The sequence below is a fragment of the Halomonas sp. H5 genome, from assembly GCF_050613175.1.
GTDB classification, from domain to species: domain Bacteria; phylum Pseudomonadota; class Gammaproteobacteria; order Pseudomonadales; family Halomonadaceae; genus Bisbaumannia; species Bisbaumannia salifodinae.
Map to the genome: position 1 here is coordinate 1,136,933 of NZ_CP192510.1, position 16,118 is coordinate 1,153,050.

Consider the following 16,118-nt stretch of genomic DNA (forward strand, 5'->3'; position numbering starts at 1 on the left):
TGCCTCCCTGGCTGCGGTGGCTTGTCGCAGCCTGCAATGTATACAGCTTTTGTGTACGATTAATGACCCGACCACCGTGACCTGGAGAATCCCATGAGCTTTACCGTCTATCTGTCCGGCGAGATTCATACCGACTGGCGTGAGGAGATCGAGCGGGGCGCCGCCGCCGCGGGCCTGGATATCACCTTCACCTCGGCGGTGACCGACCACGACGCCAGCGATGCCGCCGGCGATCATCTGGGGCCGGCCAGCGAGGGCTTCTGGCGCGACCACAAGTCGTCCAAGGTCAACGCCATTCGCACCAAGACCCTGATCGAGATGAGCGACCTGGTGGTGGTGCGCTTCGGCGACAAGTACAAGCAGTGGAACGCCGCCTTCGATGCCGGCTACTGTGCCGCCCTGGGCAAGCCCTACGTGACCCTGCACGGTGAAGAGATCGTCCATCCCCTCAAGGAAGTGGATGCCGCCGCCATGGGCTGGTGCACCGGCACCGACCAGGTGGTAGAGATCCTCAAGTATGTGACCCGGTAAGCCAGCCTGGGCTAGCGGCGGGCGCCTAGCGCCCCAGCCCCAGGAAGGGCCACAGGCTAAGCGCCAGGATGGCCCCGGCGCCGGCCAGCAACAGCAGCAAGGGCAGCGGCCGGCGAACGAGGCGGCGCCCCAGGGTGTCCGCCTCGCCCCGGGCCCGCTGGGCCTCCCGCTCCCGGTGCAGCAGCTCGGCGCGCTCGGCCTGGTAGGCGTCGATCACCCGGCGGGCCGCGGTGAACTGCTCGGGGTCGCGCAGCCAGATGGCCGGCTCGCCCAGCCGCCAGAACCCCTCCTGGGTCTCGTAGGTATCGAAGTCGTGTGTCGCGAGGCGCTCGCGCACCTCGTCGGCCTCGTCTTCCGGGACGCCCCGCAGCTTGAACAGCAGTACCGCCATGACTTACTCCCGATGCCGCGAGGCCAGCCAGTCTGCGTCGCTCGCCGAGTCGCCCTGCGCGGTATAGGCCGTGGCCAGCGAGATGCCGCCCACGTCGATCTGCCGGGCCAGGCGCAGCGAGGGGGTGCAGGCCAGGAAGTCGGAGCCGTCCACCCAGTCGTCGTCCGGGTAGTGGGCGAACAGGTACTGTCCCTCCTTGATGCTATCGATCAGCGGGTAGGCCACCTCCTGGCGTACCGCCGGGCAGCCGAAGCTGCGTCCCAGGCGGCCATTGGCGGCGATAAATTCCTCGCTGACATAGTCGGCGCCGTGGATCACGATGGCGCGTTCATAGGCCAGGTCATTGACCCCCGGCTCCAGCCCCTCCAGGCGCAACGAATAGCCGTTGCTGCCGTCATAGCTGTTGAGGGTGCGAAACAGCCCCAGGCTCGACTGGTGGCTCTCCGGCGTATTCGAGAACCAGCGTGCCTGCTCGTCGCCGGTCCCGCGACCGTGGGAGACCAGTTCCTCGAACAGCAGCCGTTCCTCGGCCAGGTCGAAGACCCACAGGCGTGGCTCGTTGGCGGAGCGCGCGAAGTCGATCACCGCCAGGCGCTCGGCATCGGGGCGGGCGCAATCCCAGGCCTGGGCGGCGCGCTCCAGCACCCGGGCATCGGCCCCGGGAGCCAGGCGCTTGAGGGTATCGCTAAGGCGCTCCGCGGACGCCCTGGGTAAGGACTCGCTCGGCGCACCGGCCAGGGTGGGGGTGGCCAGGGCCATCGGGAGTAGCAGACAGGTCAGCCGTCCCAGCGAGCGGCCAAGCGAGGAAGAAGATGGCGCATCTAGCGTCATTGTGATGGGCTCCTGCGTTTCGATCCGGGCCGCCGGGCGATACACTTTTCTTATGACTCCCAGCGGACGGGCCTAAGTATGACCATAAAGCGAGCATTCACCAACCGGGGCGATTCCACGGCCTCTCGACTCGGCGGCTTGGGTGGCCTGGCGGCCGTCCTGTTGGTCGCTGCGATGCCGCTGATGGCCCAGGAAGGGGCGTCGGAGGCCGCCGCTGGTGCCGAGTCTCGGGGGGCCGCCCTGGTTCCGCTTCACGAGGCCCTGAACGACCAAACGCTATGGCGTGACGAGGCGGCCCTGGCCCGGCTCGATAGCGCCCTGGCGTCGTTGGCCGAGGATGGCCTGACGCCGGCCCATTACCGGGCCGGCACCTGGCGGCAGGCCTTCGAGGCCCTGCCGGCGGAGGACGCCGCGGCCCGTGAGCGGCTGGCGCGGGAGGCCAGTCGCGCCCTGGTCGAGGCCCTGGAGGACCTGGCCCGGGGCCGGGTCGATCCGCGGCGCCTCGATCCCCAGTGGGAGATTCCCCTGGCCGAGGTGACCCTGCCCTGGCCGCGGATCGCCGATGCCCTGGCGGCGGGGCGGGTCGAGGAGGCGCTGGCGCTGGCGCGGCCTCGGCATCCGGCCTATGGCCAGCTGCGCCAGGCCCTGGCCGAACACCGGCGCCTCGAGGCCCTGGGGGGCTGGGCAAGCCTGCCGCCCAGGGCCCAGCCGCTGCGCCCCGGCGAGCGCCACGAGGAGGTGCGCCGCCTGCGCGAGCGCCTGGCGGCGGCGGGAGAGCTGGGCGTGCTGGTGCCCGAGGCGGGGGTCTATGGCGAGCTGGCCGCCCGCGCCCGTCCCGCCGAGTTCGAATCCCTGCATTACGACGATACCCTGATGGCGGCGGTGCGGCGCTTCCAGCGCCGTCATGGATTGAATGCCGATGGCGTGGTGGGGCCGCGGACCCGGGAGGCCCTCAACGTGCCGGTGAGTCGACGCCTCGAGCAGTTGCGCCTCAACCTGGAGCGGGCCCGCTGGCTGTTGCCGACCCTGGCCGATGCCCATGTGCTGGTCAATGTGGCGGGGCAGACCCTGGACTACCGGCGTCCCAACGGGGAGGCCTGGCGCACCCGGGTGATCGTCGGCCAGCCGGGGCGGGCCACGCCGCTACTGGCCTCGCGGCTGACCCGCTTCGACCTGCACCCCAGCTGGACGGTGCCGCCGACCATCTTCCGCGAGGACAAGCTGCCCCAGTTGCGCCGGGATCCTCTGGTCCTGGAAGGGCAGTTCAGCGTGTTGGCGCCGGACGGCAGCCGCCTCGATCCCCTGGACGTGGACTGGGAACGCCCCGGGGCGGTGATGCTGCGCCAGGCCCCCGGTCCCGCCAACCCCCTGGGCCAGATGGTGCTGCGCTTTCCCAATGGCCATGCGGTCTATCTGCATGACACCCCGGCCCGGGGGCTGTTCGGCCGGGATCAGCGGACGCTGAGCTCCGGCTGCATCCGGGTCGAGGGGGTGAGGCGATTGGTGGAGGAGCTGCTGGTCGATACCGGCACCCGCGCCGATCTGGGCGCCCGCCTGGCCAGCGGCCAGAGCCAGCCCCTGCACCTGGCGCGGCCGGTGCCCCTCTACCTCTACTACTGGACGGCCTTCCCCGACCTGGACGGCGAGGTGATCTTCCACGGCGACCCCTACGGCCGGGATGCGCCTCTGGCGGCGGCCTTGGCCCGGGATTGAGGCGAAAATCATCGGGGCGAGTGAAAAAACTGTTTGACTCGGAAGGCCCGAAAGCGCATCCTGCGTCCAGTTGGTTAGCAAGTCGAATAGCGTCAGTTGTCATCGAAAGTCGTTTCATGCGTTTCGGTAGCCTGGTGTACTTCTCCTTGTTTTACCCACTCGTCTCGGGTAATTCCCGGTTAAACATCTGCTACTTCGAGGAATTCGATAATGGCAACTGGTACCGTTAAGTGGTTCAATGACACCAAAGGCTTCGGCTTCATCTCTCCGGACGATAACGGCGACGACCTGTTCGCTCACTTCTCCGAGATTCAGGCCGACGGCTTCAAGACTCTGCAAGACGGTCAGAAGGTTTCCTTCGACGTCACCCAGGGCAAGAAAGGCCTCCAGGCTTCCAACATCAAGGTCATCGGCTAAGCGCTGATCTCCTCGATGTGACCGCTTCGGCGGTCGAAAAGAGGCCCGCCTAGGCGGGCCTTTTTCGTGGGCGCGATTCGGCTTTTTATCTCTTTATCGAATAGATAAATTTCTAGAAATAACTTTTCGCTATAGCGGGCGGCCGTCACAATGGGCCCTTTGCTGGTTCTATTGGATCGCCCATGTCCCTGGATGCCTGGATCGCGCTGGCCGTCGTCGGCGCCGTTTTTCCCCTGATGGCCCTGAGCCGTATCGGCCCCGATATCATTCTCCTGGGGGCGGTCATCCTCTTGCTGACCCTGGGCGTCATCGACCCCGATCAGGCCCTGGCCGGCTTCTCCAGCAGTGCCCTGTTCACCGTGGCCTTCCTCTATATCCTGGTGGCCAGCATCCGCGAGACCGGCGGCATCGACCTGATCATCCGCTATGTGCTGGGGCGGCCGCGCAGCGAGGCCCGGGCCCAGGGGCGGCTGCTGCTGCCGGTGGCGGCGATGAGCGGCTTCCTCAATAACACCCCGGTGGTGGCCACCTATATCCCCGCGGTGATCAGCTGGAGCCGGCGCCTCAATATTCCCGCCAACCGCCTGCTGATGCCGCTCAGCTTCGCCTCCATCCTCGGTGGCACCATCTCCCTGATGGGCACCAGTACCAACCTGGTGGTCAATGGCCTGCTGGCCGACCGCTACCCGGAGCTGGCGCTGCGGCTCTTCGATATCGCCTGGCTGGGCGTGCCGGTGGCCATCGTCGGCCTGGCCTATCTGCTGCTGGTGGGGCGGCATCTCTTGCCGGCCCGACGCGGCGCCGCCGAGGCCTTCGAGAACCCCCGCGAATTCACCATCGAGATGGCGGTGGATCCCGCCGGGCCCCTGGTCGACAAGACGGTGGAGGAGGCGGGGCTGCGCCATCTCCAGGAGCTGTTCCTGGTGGAGATCGAGCGGGAGGGCAACGTGGTCAGCGTGGTGGGCCCCGGCGAGAAGCTCAAGGGCAATGATCGGCTGATCTTCGCCGGGACCTCCGCCGGCGCTGTGGAGCTGCAGCAGATCCGCGGCCTGATGCCCTCCCACCAGGGGCAGTCGAGCCTGCAGAAGGATTTCAAGGAGCGCCGCCTGGTGGAGGCGGTGGTCTCCAACCAGTGCCAGTTTATCGGCCAGCGCATCCGCGATGGCCACTTCCGTACCCTCTATGGCGCCGCCGTGCTGGCGGTGTGCCGCAACGGCGAGCGGGTCGCCGGCAACCTGGGGCAGATCCGCCTGCAGCCCGCCGATGTGCTGCTGCTGGAGGCACGCCCGCCCTTTATCGAGCGCCATCGCCAGTCCCGGGACTTCCTGCTGATCAGCCAGGTCAATGGCGCGGCCCGGCCGATCCACGAGAAGGCCTGGCTGGCCTGGAGCATCCTCGCCGGGGTGGTGGTCCTGGCCGCCAGCGGCGTGATGAGCATGCTCAATGCGGCCATGCTGGGGGCGGCCCTGGCGGTGCTCAGCGGCTGCTGCTCCATCGGCGCCGCCCGTCGCGGCCTGGATACCCAGGTGCTGCTGACCATCGCCGCTTCCTTCGGCCTGGGCGCCGCCCTCGAGACCACCGGGGCCGCGGCCTTCCTCGCCGGGGCGGGGCTGGGCCTGGCGGATGGCAATCCCTGGCTGCTGCTGGTGGGGGCCTATCTGCTGGTGGCCCTGCTGACCGAGCTGGTCACCAACAATGCCGCCGCGGTGATCACCTTCCCCATCGTCATGGCCAGCGCCGAGAGCCTGGGCGTTAACCCGATTCCCTTCGTGGTGGTGGTGATGTTCGCCGCCTCGGCCAGCTTCCTGACCCCCATCGGCTACCAGACCAACCTGATGGTCCACGGCCCCGGCGGCTACCGCTTCGGCGACTTCCTGCGCGTCGGCGGCCTGCTCAACCTGCTGACCGCCCTGGTGGTGCTGACCCTGACGCCGCTGATCTGGCCGTTTTAACTCCCGCAGGGCTATCGCGGTAAGCGTTCTTCCGGCGTTGAGGCTCGGGCTACCCTGGGGGCAGGTCTTCGCGGGGCGCTGTGAACCCCTCCCTGGGCGCTACCGATGCCATCCCTGGCATAGGACCCCCGCTCTTCCCTGCCCCCAGCGCCCCTCGGCCATTCCCTCTACGGCAACCTTGCGATCCTCACGAGGACCATGGCCAGTCGCCGGCGCTTGGGGTAGGGTAGCGGCCAGTGATTTCGACCCTGCGAGAGCCCGACCATGAGCCACCCCGGTGAACTGATTATCGAACCCCGCGACGGCCGTCCCGCCGACAGCTGCGTGATCATCCTCCATGGCCTGGGCGCCGATGGCCATGACTTCGAGCCCCTGGTGCCGGCGCTGCAGTTGCCGGCGGAGCGGGCGGTGCGTTTTATCCTGCCCCATGCGCCGCGGCTGCCGGTGACCATCAACGGCGGCATGGTGATGCCGGCCTGGTACGACATCCTGGAGATGAGCCTGGATCGCCGCGTCGACGAGGCCCAGCTACTGGCCTCCGCGGCCCGGGTGCAGGGGTTGATCGACGACCAGATCGCCGCGGGCATCGACAGCCGTCGCATCATCCTGGCCGGCTTCTCCCAGGGCGGTGCCGTGGCCTATCAGGCGGCGCTCACCTATCCCCGGCCCCTGGGGGGCTTGCTGGCGCTCTCCACCTACTTCGCCACCGCCGATAGCATCGTGCCTGCCGATGCCAACCGCGACCTGGTCATCGAAGTGCACCACGGCACCCAGGACCCGGTGGTGCCGGAGGCCCTGGGCCGCGCCGGCGCCGAGCGCCTCGAGGCCATGGGCTATGCGGTCGGCTACCGCAGCTACCCCATGCCGCACTCCCTGTGCCCCCAGCAGGTGGCGGATATCGGCCCCTGGCTGGGTCAGCGCCTCGCCGCGGCGTAAGCCAAGGCGGCAGTGCGCCGAAGGTGGGCTCGACGCGGCGCCGTCGCTAGGGCAGATTAAGGGCAATCCCTTGTTCTCTCAGCAGGATGGCACCATGGCTTCTTCCCTGACCCACGACATGCCCGATGCCCGGGGCTTCTTCGGCGACTTCGGCGGCCAACTGGTGCCGCCTCACCTCAAGCAGGTGATGGACGAGATCGATGCCGCCTACGAGGAGATCCGCCTCCGCGAGGACTTCCAAGAGGAGCTGGCCGGCCTCTTCGCCGACTATGTGGGGCGGCCCAGCCCGATCTTCCACGCCCGGCGCCTCTCCGAGACCCTGGGCGGGGCCCAGATCCACCTCAAGCGGGAGGATCTCAATCACACCGGCGCGCACAAGATCAATCACTGCCTGGGCGAGGCGCTGCTGGCCAAGTTCATGGGCAAGACCAAGGTGATCGCCGAGACCGGTGCCGGCCAGCACGGCGTGGCCCTGGCCACCGCCTGCGCCCTGGTAGGCATCCCCTGCGAGATCCATATGGGCCAGGTGGATATCGAGAAGGAGCACCCCAACGTCACCAAGATGAAGATCCTCGGCTGCAAGCTGGTGGCGGTGACTCGCGGCACGGCGACCCTCAAGGATGCGGTGGACAGCGCCTTCGAGGAGTACCTCGAGGATCCCCAGAACTACCTCTACGCCATCGGCTCGGTGGTGGGGCCCCATCCCTTCCCCAAGATGGTGCGCGACTTCCAGTCGATCATCGGCCGCGAGGCCCGTGCCCAGTTCCTCGAACGTCACGGCAGGCTGCCCGACCATGTCACCGCCTGCGTCGGCGGCGGGTCGAATGCCATCGGCATGTTCACCGCCTTCCTCGAGGACGAGGCGGTGCACCTGGTGGGGGTGGAGCCCGCCGGCGAAGGCCTCAACACCCCGCGCCACTCCGCCACCCTGACCCTCGGCAAGCCCGGCGAGATCCACGGCATGCGCTGCTATGTGCTGGAGGACGAGGCGGGTAACCCACTGCCGGTGCACTCCATCGCCTCGGGCCTCGATTACCCCGGGGTGGGGCCCCAGCACAGTTACCTCAAGCAGGTGGGGCGGGTCGATTACCAGAGCGCCAGCGACGCGGAGTGCCTGGAGGCCTTCCTGACGTTGTCGCGGGTGGAGGGGATCATCCCCGCCCTGGAGAGCGCCCATGCGGTGGCCTGGGCGATGCGCGTGGCGCCGACCCTGCCCAGGGATCAACATATCCTGATCAACCTCTCCGGCCGCGGCGACAAGGATGCCGACTATGTGGCCGAGAAACTGGGACTATGATCGGCGAAGCCCGACAGACTGCTAGGAGGCCCCATGGATAGTCTCGATCCCGACCTGGGCCCCGGCGCGGAGGCCCGTTTGATCAGCCCCGCCGCGGCGCGCAATGCCGCGCCGATCCTCGCGGTGCTGCGCGACGTCCTGCCGGGCCGGGGGCGGGTCCTGGAACTGGCCAGCGGTAGCGGCGAGCATGCCCTGCACTTCGCCCGCGCCTTGCCCGGCCTCGAGTGGCAGCCCTCGGACCCGAGCCGCCGGGCACGGGCCTCCATCGCCGCCTGGCGTGACGCCGAGGGTCCCGACAACCTGCTGGCGCCGATCGCCCTGGACGTGACCCGCCGCCCCTGGCCGGTGGCCGACTTCGCGGCCCTGGTATGCATCAATATGCTGCATATCTCCCCCTGGGCCGCCGGCCAGGCGCTGCTCGCCGAGGCCGGCGAACGGCTGCCGGCCGAGGGCGTATGCTTCGTCTACGGCCCCTTCAAGCGGGATGGCGCCCATACCGCGCCCAGCAATGCCGCCTTCGATGCCGACCTGCGTCGCCGCGATCCCGCCTGGGGCATCCGCGACCTGGCGGCGGTCGAGGCCGAGGCGCAGCGGCATGGCCTTATGCTGAGCCGGGTCGTCGAGATGCCTGCCAATAACCTGAGCCTGGTGTTCCAGCGCCCCTGAGCCTCGCCTTGCGTTGGTAGCGTCCCTTGAAGTTCTGGCACTTACCTCAAAGACTGGTAGGAGCCTATCGGGCTTAGCCGATCGTCACGAGAGTTACGGATTTCGAGTCAAATTTATCGATCGATTGAGGCGAATAGCGAGCTATTTAACGAAATGGATCGATAAATTTGGCCGGAAGCCCGGGATTCGCAGTAGATCAGTGTTAAGTCCGACAGGCTCCCAGGGTAGCCACAAGGAGGACGCTAGATGAGTGATCTTTCGGAGGATTTTCGCCTGCCCGTCGCCTGCCCCCAGTGCGGAAGTCACCGCGTGCGCGTATCCAAGGTCAAGAATCCCGACGATGCGGTCTTCTGCGCCTCCTGCAAGACGCGGCTGTGCCTCTACCACGAGGCTATGGATCTGCTCCGTCGGGGCCCCGGTAACGAGACCGAGGCGCTCCTCGAACAGGCCATGAATCGGCAGCGACCTTGAGCCCCGCTGCCTGGCCCAGCGAGGGCCTCGCCGGGCTACTGATCCTGCTGACCAGCCTGCTGGTGGCGGGGGTGGCCTGGCATGCCCGGGGCCACCTGCGCGAGTATGGGGTGCCCGCCGGCCGTAGCCACTGGCTGTGGCCGTTGTTGGCGGCGGTGTGGGGCTTCCTGACGCTGATCTGGCTGGTCTCGGACCTGCTCACCCTCTACCTGGCCCTGGAAGGCTTGGGACTCTGCGCGGTCGCCCTGATGTGGTTGCCCGGCACGCCGGCATCGCGGCGGGCGAGCCTCTACTACCTGCTGGCCAGCCTCAGCGGTTCGGCGCTGATCCTGACCTCGGCGCTGCTGCTCTATCGCCACTATGGCCATCTCGACTTCGCCCTGCTGGACCGGGCCTCCGTCGGCGATCCCCAGTGGCGCTGGCTGGCCCTGGCGGGGCTGAGCACCGGCCTGCTGGTCAAGGCCGGGGTCTTCCCGCTGCATACCTGGCTGCCTCCGGCCCATGCCGCGGCCTGGGCCCCGGTCAGCGCCTTGCATTCGGCACTGATCATCAAGGCCAGCCTCTTCCTGCTGATCAAGCTATGGTGGCTACTGGGCCCCGAGGCCGCTCCCAGCCTGCAATTGCTGGGCTGGTTGGGGGCCGCGGCGGTGCTCTGGGGTGGGCTGCTGGCCTGGCGCCAGACCAGCCTCAAGAAGGTGGTGGCCTTCTCCACCGTCTCCCAGATGGGTTATCTGCTGCTGCTCTTGCCACTGATGGCCGCCGCCGAGGAGGGCGCCCGCCAACTGGCCTGGCAGGCCACCTGGCTGCTCTTCGTGACCCATGCCCTGGCCAAGGCGGCGATGTTCATGGCCGCCGGCAACCTGGTGCTGGCCATGGACCGCGGTGACCTGGAGGGGCTCGCCGGGGTGGGGCAGCGACTGCCCCTGTCGCTGCTGGTCTTCGGTGTGGCGGGGGTGAGCATCATGGGCCTGCCGCCCAGCGGCGCCTTCGTCGCCAAGTGGCTGCTGCTGGAGTCGGCCCTGGCCTCCGGCCAGTGGCAGTGGCTGCTGCTGCTGGGACTGGGGAGCCTGCTGAGTGCCGCCTATGTGTTCCGGGTCTTCGCCTACTGCTTTACCTCCCGAGCCGAGGCGCCGCCCTGCCGGCGGGTGCCGACCCATCTGGATATCGTGCCCCTGGGGCTGGCCCTGGCGGCGCTCTTCCTGGGGCTGGTCGCGGGCCTCCCGCTGCTCTGGGTCGACGGGGGAGGCCTGCCATGACCCTGCTGCTGCTGACCCTGGCCACTTCGCTGCTGGCGGCCCCCGTGATCTTCCTGCTGCCGGAGCACGCCCGTCGAGCACGCACCGCCATCAACCTGGGGGCGGCGCTGATCAAGCTGGCCCTGGTGGCCTGGATGGTGCGGGGGCTGGCCCAGGGGATGGAGTACCGCTTTCACCTGCCGGTGATGGAGGGCTTCAGCGTCCATCTGGTGGCGGATCCCCTGGGGATCCTGTTCGCCGGCCTCTCCTCCCTGTTATGGCTGTTTACCACCCTCTATGCGGTGGCCTACCTGGAGGACTCGCCCAATCGGCGGCGTTTCTTCGGCTTCTTCAGCCTCTGCGTGGCCAGCACCCTGGGCATTGCCCTGGCCGCCAACCTCTTCACCTTCCTGATCTTCTACGAGCTGCTGACCCTGGCCACCTACCCGCTGGTGGTGCATCGCGGTACCCCGGCGGCGCTGGCCGCCGGGCGTATCTACCTGCGCTATATGGTCAGCGCCGGCTTCGTACTGCTGTTGGGGGCGGTCTGGCTACAGGCCCTGGCCGGGGAGCTGACCTTCGGCGAGCTGCGCCTGGCCGAACTGGACGAGCGGCACCACACCACCCTGAGGGGCATCTTCCTGCTGTTGATGCTGGGCCTCGGCGTCAAGGCGGCCCTGGTGCCCCTGCATGGCTGGCTGGCCCAGGCCATGGTGGCACCGGCGCCGGTCAGCGCCCTGCTGCACGCGGTGGCGGTGGTCAAGGCGGGGGCCTTCGGCATCGTGCGTCTGGTCCATGACGTCTACGGCATCGCCTTCAGCGCCACCCTGGGGCTGCTCGGCTGGCTGACCGTCGCCGCCTCGATCACCATCCTCTATGGTTCCCTGCGCGCCCTGGCCCAGGTCGACCTCAAGCGCCGCCTGGCCTTCTCCACGGTGAGTCAGGTCGCCTATATCGTGCTGGGGGTGAGCCTGTTCGGTCCCCTGGGCACCCTCGCCGGCCTGGCCCACCTGCTGCATCAGGGGCTGATGAAGGTGACGCTGTTCTTCTGCGCCGGCAACTATGCCGAGGAGCTGGGTATCCACCGCATCGACGAGCTGGATGGGGTAGGGCGGCGCATGCCCTTGACCAGCCTGGCCTTCACCCTGGGGGCCCTGGGCATGATCGGCCTGCCCCCCCTGGCGGGCTTTATCAGCAAGTGGTACCTGGGGATGGGGGCGGTGGCCGCCGGCTCACCCTGGGTGATCGCGGTGCTGGTGGCCAGCAGCCTGCTCAATGCCGCCTACTTTCTGCCGCCCCTGTATCGGCTCTGGTTCAAGGTCGCCGCGGATCCCGCCTGGCCCCAGGCGCGGCACCTGGGGCGCTTCGAGACCCATGCCTGGCTATGGGGGCCGGCCCTGGCCACGGGGCTGTTCAGCCTGCTGGCGGGGGCCCTGGCGGGGCTGCCCTATAGTCCCCTGGACTGGGCGGGCCGGGTGGCCGGTGGGGAGTACTTCCCATGAGCCTGTCGATGTTGATGCCCTGGGGCCTGGCCGTTGCGGTGGCCTGGCCGCTGCTATTGGCGAGCCTGCCGGGGCTGTTCGAGCGGCGCCTGGCGACCCTGGCCTGGCTGAGCGGTCCCCTGCCGGCGTTGGCCCTGGCGCTGTGGGCCCCGGCCATGGAGTTGAGCCTGGAGGCCTGGCTGCTGGGCGGGCACTGGCTGCTGGATGAGACACGCCGCCCGCTGCTGGCCTTCGGCGCCCTGCTATGGGCCCTGGCGGGGGGCTATGCCTGGGGCTATCTGGCCCCCGAGGATCCCCATCGGGGGCGCTTCGCCCGGCTCTGGAGCCTGACCCTGGCCGGCAACCTGCTGCTGCTGGTGGCCGAGGATATCCCCAGCTTCTATCTCGGTTTCGCCCTGATGACCTTCGCCGCCTATGGCCTGGTGCTGCATCGGGGCGATGAGGAGGCCCGCCGGGGGGCCTGGGCCTATCTGCTGCTGGCCCTGGTGGGGGAAGGCATGATCCTGGCCGGCCTGCTGTGGGCGGCGGGGGAGAGCGGTGCCCTGACCCTGACGGCGCTGCGCCAGGGGATCGCCGAGCAGGGGGGCAACGCCGTGGTACTGCTGCTGTGGCTGGGCTTCGGCGTCAAGGCGGGGGTGCTGGGGCTGCATCTGTGGCTGCCGCTGGCCCATCCAGTGGCGCCCACCCCGGCCAGTGCGGTGCTCAGCGGGGTGGTGGTCAAGGCCGGGGTGTGGGGCTGGTGGCAGACCCTGCCCCTGGGATTGGTCGCCCTGCCGCTGCCGGGGAGCCTGATGGTGACCCTGGGGCTCCTCGGGGCCTTCCTGGCGGCCCTCTATGGGCTCTTTATGAGCCAGGCCAAGGCGGTGCTGGCCTACTCCACGATGAGTCAGCTGGGCATGTTGGCGGCACTGACCGGGGCGGCACTGCAGGATCCCCGGCTGTGGCCGGCCTTGCTGCCGGCGCTGCTGCTCTTCGCCGCCCACCATGGCCTCAACAAGGGGGCCCTCTTCCTCGGCGTGGGCATCGCCCAGCGCCCGCCGCGACTGCCCTTCTGGCTGGTCGGGGCGGGGCTGGCCCTGCCGGCCTGGGCCCTGGTCGGTGCCCTGGCCAGCGGCCTGCCCAGCAAGTGGATGATCAAGGCCGGGCTCCATGAGGGCGACTGGCGGGGGCTGGCCCTGGCGCTGAGCTGGGCGGCGGTGGGCACCACGGTGCTGATGGGGCGCACCCTCTGGTGTCTCTATCATGAGTGGTGCCGGGCGGTGGACGAGGGCGCCGAGCCGGCCTCCCGGGCCATGCTGGCCGGCTGGCTGGGGTGCCTTGCGGCGGCGGCCCTGCTGCCGGTCTGGTTGGTGCTGCCCGAGGCGATTCGCCTGCCGCCCTGGGGCGAACTCTGGGGGCTGCTGTGGCCGGTGGTGCTGGGGGGGATCCTGATGGCGGTGGCCATTCAGCAACTGCTGGGGCGGCACCCCGCCGTGGAGGCGGCGGTGGCGACCTGGCGCCCGGGGGATCTGTGGTGGCTGGTACGGCACCCGCTGTGCCGGTGGATGCTTGACCTGAGGCGCGGCGTCGAGGCGCTGCATCGGCACAACGAGCGCTGGCACGAGGCGCGGCGCTCCTGGAGCGGACGCCTGATGGCGGGGCTGGATGGCCTGGAGCGGGTCGAGACCCTGCTGCGCTGGCTGCTGTTGCCGCTGATCCTGGGGATGGGGGCGCTGCTGATCTGGGGGCTGCCGGTGACGCTACCGCTGGGGTAGTGGCAGGGCGGCGGGGGTGTCAGGCGGCTGCCTCGGAGGGAGAAGGGCCCGACCGAGGCAGGCGATGCGGCGTTTTACTCCTCTTCCTCGTCGTAGAGCCAGTCATCCTCGATGGCGCGGCGCAGGCGACGCTCCTCCAGCAGGCTCTCCACCCGGCGGCGGGCGCGCAGGGTGTCGGCGCGGCTGCTGCGCGGGCTGCGTCCGAAGTTATCGTCGTTGACGGCGTCGAGGAAATCTTGCTCGTCGGCGAGGGAGTCGTCGACTCGGTACTCTTGGCTCATGCGATGCCCTCCCATGACCCGGTGGCCATAGCGCCCGGAGCGGGGCCGGACGGTTCCAACGCCTCCTTGGGCGCCTGACTCGCCTTATAGCGTCAACTGGCCCGGGAGGGCAAGAGGGGAGTGATAACTTTAGGTAGGGCTTATTTCCCGAGTTCCGCCTTGAGCCGCTCCAGCTCCTGCTGCGCCTCGACTCGCTCGGTCACGTTCTTCTGCACGCCAATATAGTAGGTGAGCTGATCGTCCTCGTCGTAGACGGGGGTAATCGACAGTTCGTTCCAGAACAGGGTGCCGTCCTTGCGGTAGTTACGCAGTACCTCGCGGCAGGGGTGGCCGTCGGCCAGGGCCTGGCGAATCTTGTCCAGGGCGGGCTGGTTCCGGTCATCGTTCTGCAGGAAGCGGCAGTCCTGGTAGAGGATCTCGTCGGCGCTGTAGCCGGTGAGGCGCTCGAAGCCCTGGTTGGCGTAGATCAGGATGGTCTCGTCACCCTCCTGCTCGGCCACCACGATGCCATCCTCCGAGGCGTCCACGATGCGTTCCAGCAATTCCGGGCTGATCATGTGCGGTCGTTTCATCCGGGGAGCTTCCTTATGGGGACCCATGACTCACCGGGCCGGCCGGTGTCTGGGTATCATGGCCAGGCGAATCACGCTTTGCAACGCCGACGCTCCGACCGGTGCCTGACGCCATCTCGGGGAGTCGCCGGTGAGTCACTCATCGAGGCGTGGCTGGCCGAACTCTGCCATGGGGATCTCCGCCTGGCGTGCCATGGGCTCGCCCCCGACGGGACTGCTATGATGCCCGCTCGCATAGCGGGAGGATTCGAGATGGCACGAATTAGGATTCACTATTGTACGCAATGTCAGTGGCTGCTGCGCAGCGCCTGGCTGGCCCAGGAGCTGCTTTCCACCTTCGGCGAGGCCCTGGAGGAGGTGGCCCTGGTGCCCTCCCACGGCGGCTATTTCGAGATCTTCTACGACGACGCCTCGCTCTGGGAGCGCAAGCGGGACGGCGGCTTCCCCGACAGCAAGGAGCTCAAGCGGCGGGTGCGCGATCGCCTCGACCCCGACCGCGACCTGGGCCATATCGACCGCTGAGACATCCGCAGGGAAGGAGACCCTTATGACACAGGATCGTCAGGCCATGCTCTTTGGCCTCGGGGCGGTGGCCCTCTGGTCCACGGTGGCCACCGCCTTCAAGGTGGCGCTCGGCGAGATGTCGCCGCTGGAGCTGATCTGGCTGGCGGTGGGGGTCTCCTGGCTGGTGCTGGGGGCCCTGATGCTGCGCCAGGGCCTCTGGCGATCATCGATTCGCCACGGTTGGCGTACCGCCGCCTGGGCCGGGCTGATGAACCCGGTGGCCTACTACCTGGTGCTGTTCGCCGCCTATGACCGCCTGCCCGGCCAGGAGGCCATGGCCCTCAACTACACCTGGGCGCTGACCATGGCCTTCCTGGCGGTGCCGATCCTCGGCCAGCGGCTGACCCGCACCGACCTGTTGGCGGGGCTGATCGCCTACGCCGGGGTCTGGGTGATCGCCACCCGAGGCGCCGTCCTGCGGGTCGATTTCGCCGATGCCTGGGGGGTGGGGCTGGCGCTGGCCTCGACCCTGCTGTGGGCCCTCTACTGGCTGCTCAACGCCCGTGACGGCCGTCCCGCCCTGGTGGCCCAGTGGCAGAACTTCAGCGTGGCGCTGCCGGTGCTGACCCTGATCCTCTGGTGGGGGCCCGGCTTCGCCGGCTTCAGCGCCGTGGGCCTGGCCGCCGGCGTCTATGTGGGGCTCTTCGAGATGGGCATCGCCTTCGTGCTCTGGCAGCTGGCGGTGCGCAAGGTGTCGCGCACCGCCAAGGTGTCGCTGCTGATCTTCCTCTCGCCGCCGGTGTCGCTGTTGCTGCTCTACTTCATCGTCGGCGAGCCCATCCTGCCCTCTACCCTGGCGGGGCTGGCGCTGATCCTCACCGGCCTGGGACTGCAGCAGTGGCAGAAGGCGCCGCGGCAGGAGTGAGGTACCGCCAGGGATAGGGGCACGATCGGCGTTGGCTGTTTCAATCTGAAACAAAACAATCGTCCGTCGACCCGAACTCTATACCAGACTGGATCAAGGTAGGCCGCCCTCGCCTCTCCTGGGAATCAGGGGCGTGCGGG

At 68.6% G+C, this 16,118-nt stretch carries 17 protein-coding genes; 13 read left to right on the forward strand and 4 right to left on the reverse strand.

Annotation, left to right across the window (positions count from 1 at the left end; translation table 11 throughout):
• The first annotated feature begins 93 nt into the window (after positions 1–93).
• Positions 94–531 (forward strand): YtoQ family protein, encoded by a 438-nt coding sequence (locus ACQ1W9_RS05205; protein WP_431025655.1) that lies wholly within the window; start codon positions 94–96, stop codon positions 529–531.
• Between the two features lie 25 nt (positions 532–556).
• Here the strand turns inward: ACQ1W9_RS05205 and ACQ1W9_RS05210 are convergent, their stop codons facing one another.
• Positions 557–922 carry a DUF6164 family protein gene (locus tag ACQ1W9_RS05210; RefSeq protein WP_431025656.1) on the reverse strand — a complete coding sequence of 122 codons (366 nt, stop codon included), beginning with the start codon at positions 920–922 and terminating at the stop codon, positions 557–559.
• A gap of 3 nt (positions 923–925) precedes the next feature.
• Positions 926–1,753, reverse strand: coding sequence for a murein L,D-transpeptidase catalytic domain family protein (locus ACQ1W9_RS05215; protein WP_431025657.1), 828 nt, complete (start codon positions 1,751–1,753; stop codon positions 926–928).
• Between the two features lie 78 nt (positions 1,754–1,831).
• Here ACQ1W9_RS05215 and ACQ1W9_RS05220 point away from each other — a divergent pair, with 78 nt between their 5' ends.
• The 10 genes from ACQ1W9_RS05220 to ACQ1W9_RS05265 all read left to right on the forward strand — a co-directional run bounded on the left by ACQ1W9_RS05220 (position 1,832) and on the right by ACQ1W9_RS05265 (position 13,696).
• A complete protein-coding gene (locus ACQ1W9_RS05220; RefSeq protein ID WP_431025658.1) occupies positions 1,832–3,466 on the forward strand; it encodes a L,D-transpeptidase family protein in 1,635 nt (544 codons plus the stop codon).
• 210 nt (positions 3,467–3,676) lie between these two features.
• Positions 3,677–3,883, forward strand: a complete 207-nt coding sequence (locus tag ACQ1W9_RS05225; RefSeq protein ID WP_010629501.1) for a cold-shock protein — start codon at positions 3,677–3,679, stop codon at positions 3,881–3,883.
• A 182-nt stretch (positions 3,884–4,065) separates the two neighbouring features.
• Entirely contained in the window at positions 4,066–5,835 is a 1,770-nt protein-coding gene (locus ACQ1W9_RS05230) for an SLC13 family permease (RefSeq protein WP_431025659.1), read from the forward strand.
• Positions 5,836–6,099: 264 nt separating this feature from the next.
• Positions 6,100–6,771: an alpha/beta hydrolase gene (locus ACQ1W9_RS05235; protein ID WP_431025660.1), complete on the forward strand. Its 672-nt coding sequence runs from the start codon at positions 6,100–6,102 to the stop codon at positions 6,769–6,771.
• A gap of 94 nt (positions 6,772–6,865) precedes the next feature.
• A complete protein-coding gene (gene trpB / locus ACQ1W9_RS05240) occupies positions 6,866–8,068 on the forward strand; it encodes a tryptophan synthase subunit beta (protein ID WP_431025661.1) in 1,203 nt (400 codons plus the stop codon).
• A gap of 33 nt (positions 8,069–8,101) precedes the next feature.
• Entirely contained in the window at positions 8,102–8,734 is a 633-nt protein-coding gene (locus ACQ1W9_RS05245) for a DUF938 domain-containing protein (RefSeq protein ID WP_431025662.1), read from the forward strand.
• Between the two features lie 246 nt (positions 8,735–8,980).
• On the forward strand, positions 8,981–9,205 hold the full coding sequence (locus ACQ1W9_RS05250; protein WP_431025663.1) for a hypothetical protein: 225 nt from the start codon (positions 8,981–8,983) through the stop codon (positions 9,203–9,205).
• On the forward strand, positions 9,202–10,461 hold the full coding sequence (locus ACQ1W9_RS05255; protein WP_431025664.1) for a complex I subunit 5 family protein: 1,260 nt from the start codon (positions 9,202–9,204) through the stop codon (positions 10,459–10,461). Before ACQ1W9_RS05250 ends, ACQ1W9_RS05255 begins: the two co-directional genes overlap by 4 nt.
• Complete coding sequence (locus tag ACQ1W9_RS05260) at positions 10,458–11,942, forward strand: complex I subunit 5 family protein (RefSeq protein ID WP_431025665.1); 1,485 nt, start codon at positions 10,458–10,460, stop codon at positions 11,940–11,942. Before ACQ1W9_RS05255 ends, ACQ1W9_RS05260 begins: the two co-directional genes overlap by 4 nt.
• Positions 11,939–13,696: a complex I subunit 5 family protein gene (locus ACQ1W9_RS05265; RefSeq protein WP_431025666.1), complete on the forward strand. Its 1,758-nt coding sequence runs from the start codon at positions 11,939–11,941 to the stop codon at positions 13,694–13,696. The genes ACQ1W9_RS05260 and ACQ1W9_RS05265 overlap by 4 nt, the downstream gene beginning before the upstream one ends.
• Before the next feature lie 74 nt (positions 13,697–13,770).
• On the opposite strand, the gene ACQ1W9_RS05270 is transcribed toward ACQ1W9_RS05265, so the two are convergent.
• A complete protein-coding gene (locus ACQ1W9_RS05270; RefSeq protein ID WP_346061816.1) occupies positions 13,771–13,977 on the reverse strand; it encodes a PA3496 family putative envelope integrity protein in 207 nt (68 codons plus the stop codon).
• Between the two features lie 140 nt (positions 13,978–14,117).
• Positions 14,118–14,549, reverse strand: coding sequence for a PAS domain S-box protein (locus ACQ1W9_RS05275; RefSeq protein ID WP_431025667.1), 432 nt, complete (start codon positions 14,547–14,549; stop codon positions 14,118–14,120).
• A 252-nt stretch (positions 14,550–14,801) separates the two neighbouring features.
• Between ACQ1W9_RS05275 and ACQ1W9_RS05280 the strand changes: the two genes are divergently transcribed.
• Both ACQ1W9_RS05280 and ACQ1W9_RS05285 read left to right on the forward strand, forming a co-directional pair.
• The gene (locus ACQ1W9_RS05280) at positions 14,802–15,071 is read left to right on the forward strand and encodes a SelT/SelW/SelH family protein (protein ID WP_346061818.1); all 270 of its coding nucleotides are present in this window, start codon (positions 14,802–14,804) and stop codon (positions 15,069–15,071) included.
• Between the two features lie 25 nt (positions 15,072–15,096).
• The gene (locus ACQ1W9_RS05285; protein WP_431025668.1) at positions 15,097–15,978 is read left to right on the forward strand and encodes a DMT family transporter; all 882 of its coding nucleotides are present in this window, start codon (positions 15,097–15,099) and stop codon (positions 15,976–15,978) included.
• The last annotated feature ends 140 nt before the right edge of the window (positions 15,979–16,118 follow it).

Excerpts from the sequence above, each read along its gene's own strand:
- ACQ1W9_RS05205 (WP_431025655.1), top strand. The coding sequence starts at position 94 with ATGAGCTTTACCGTCTATCTGTCCGGCGAGATTCATACCGACTGGCGT.
- ACQ1W9_RS05210 (WP_431025656.1), bottom strand. The coding sequence starts at position 922 with ATGGCGGTACTGCTGTTCAAGCTGCGGGGCGTCCCGGAAGACGAGGCC.
- ACQ1W9_RS05215 (WP_431025657.1), bottom strand. The coding sequence starts at position 1,753 with ATGACGCTAGATGCGCCATCTTCTTCCTCGCTTGGCCGCTCGCTGGGA.
- ACQ1W9_RS05220 (WP_431025658.1), top strand. The coding sequence starts at position 1,832 with ATGACCATAAAGCGAGCATTCACCAACCGGGGCGATTCCACGGCCTCT.
- ACQ1W9_RS05225 (WP_010629501.1), top strand. The coding sequence starts at position 3,677 with ATGGCAACTGGTACCGTTAAGTGGTTCAATGACACCAAAGGCTTCGGC.
- ACQ1W9_RS05230 (WP_431025659.1), top strand. The coding sequence starts at position 4,066 with ATGTCCCTGGATGCCTGGATCGCGCTGGCCGTCGTCGGCGCCGTTTTT.
- ACQ1W9_RS05235 (WP_431025660.1), top strand. The coding sequence starts at position 6,100 with ATGAGCCACCCCGGTGAACTGATTATCGAACCCCGCGACGGCCGTCCC.
- trpB (WP_431025661.1), top strand. The coding sequence starts at position 6,866 with ATGGCTTCTTCCCTGACCCACGACATGCCCGATGCCCGGGGCTTCTTC.
- ACQ1W9_RS05245 (WP_431025662.1), top strand. The coding sequence starts at position 8,102 with ATGGATAGTCTCGATCCCGACCTGGGCCCCGGCGCGGAGGCCCGTTTG.
- ACQ1W9_RS05250 (WP_431025663.1), top strand. The coding sequence starts at position 8,981 with ATGAGTGATCTTTCGGAGGATTTTCGCCTGCCCGTCGCCTGCCCCCAG.
- ACQ1W9_RS05260 (WP_431025665.1), top strand. The coding sequence starts at position 10,458 with ATGACCCTGCTGCTGCTGACCCTGGCCACTTCGCTGCTGGCGGCCCCC.
- ACQ1W9_RS05265 (WP_431025666.1), top strand. The coding sequence starts at position 11,939 with ATGAGCCTGTCGATGTTGATGCCCTGGGGCCTGGCCGTTGCGGTGGCC.
- ACQ1W9_RS05270 (WP_346061816.1), bottom strand. The coding sequence starts at position 13,977 with ATGAGCCAAGAGTACCGAGTCGACGACTCCCTCGCCGACGAGCAAGAT.
- ACQ1W9_RS05275 (WP_431025667.1), bottom strand. The coding sequence starts at position 14,549 with ATGAAACGACCGCACATGATCAGCCCGGAATTGCTGGAACGCATCGTG.
- ACQ1W9_RS05280 (WP_346061818.1), top strand. The coding sequence starts at position 14,802 with ATGGCACGAATTAGGATTCACTATTGTACGCAATGTCAGTGGCTGCTG.
- ACQ1W9_RS05285 (WP_431025668.1), top strand. The coding sequence starts at position 15,097 with ATGACACAGGATCGTCAGGCCATGCTCTTTGGCCTCGGGGCGGTGGCC.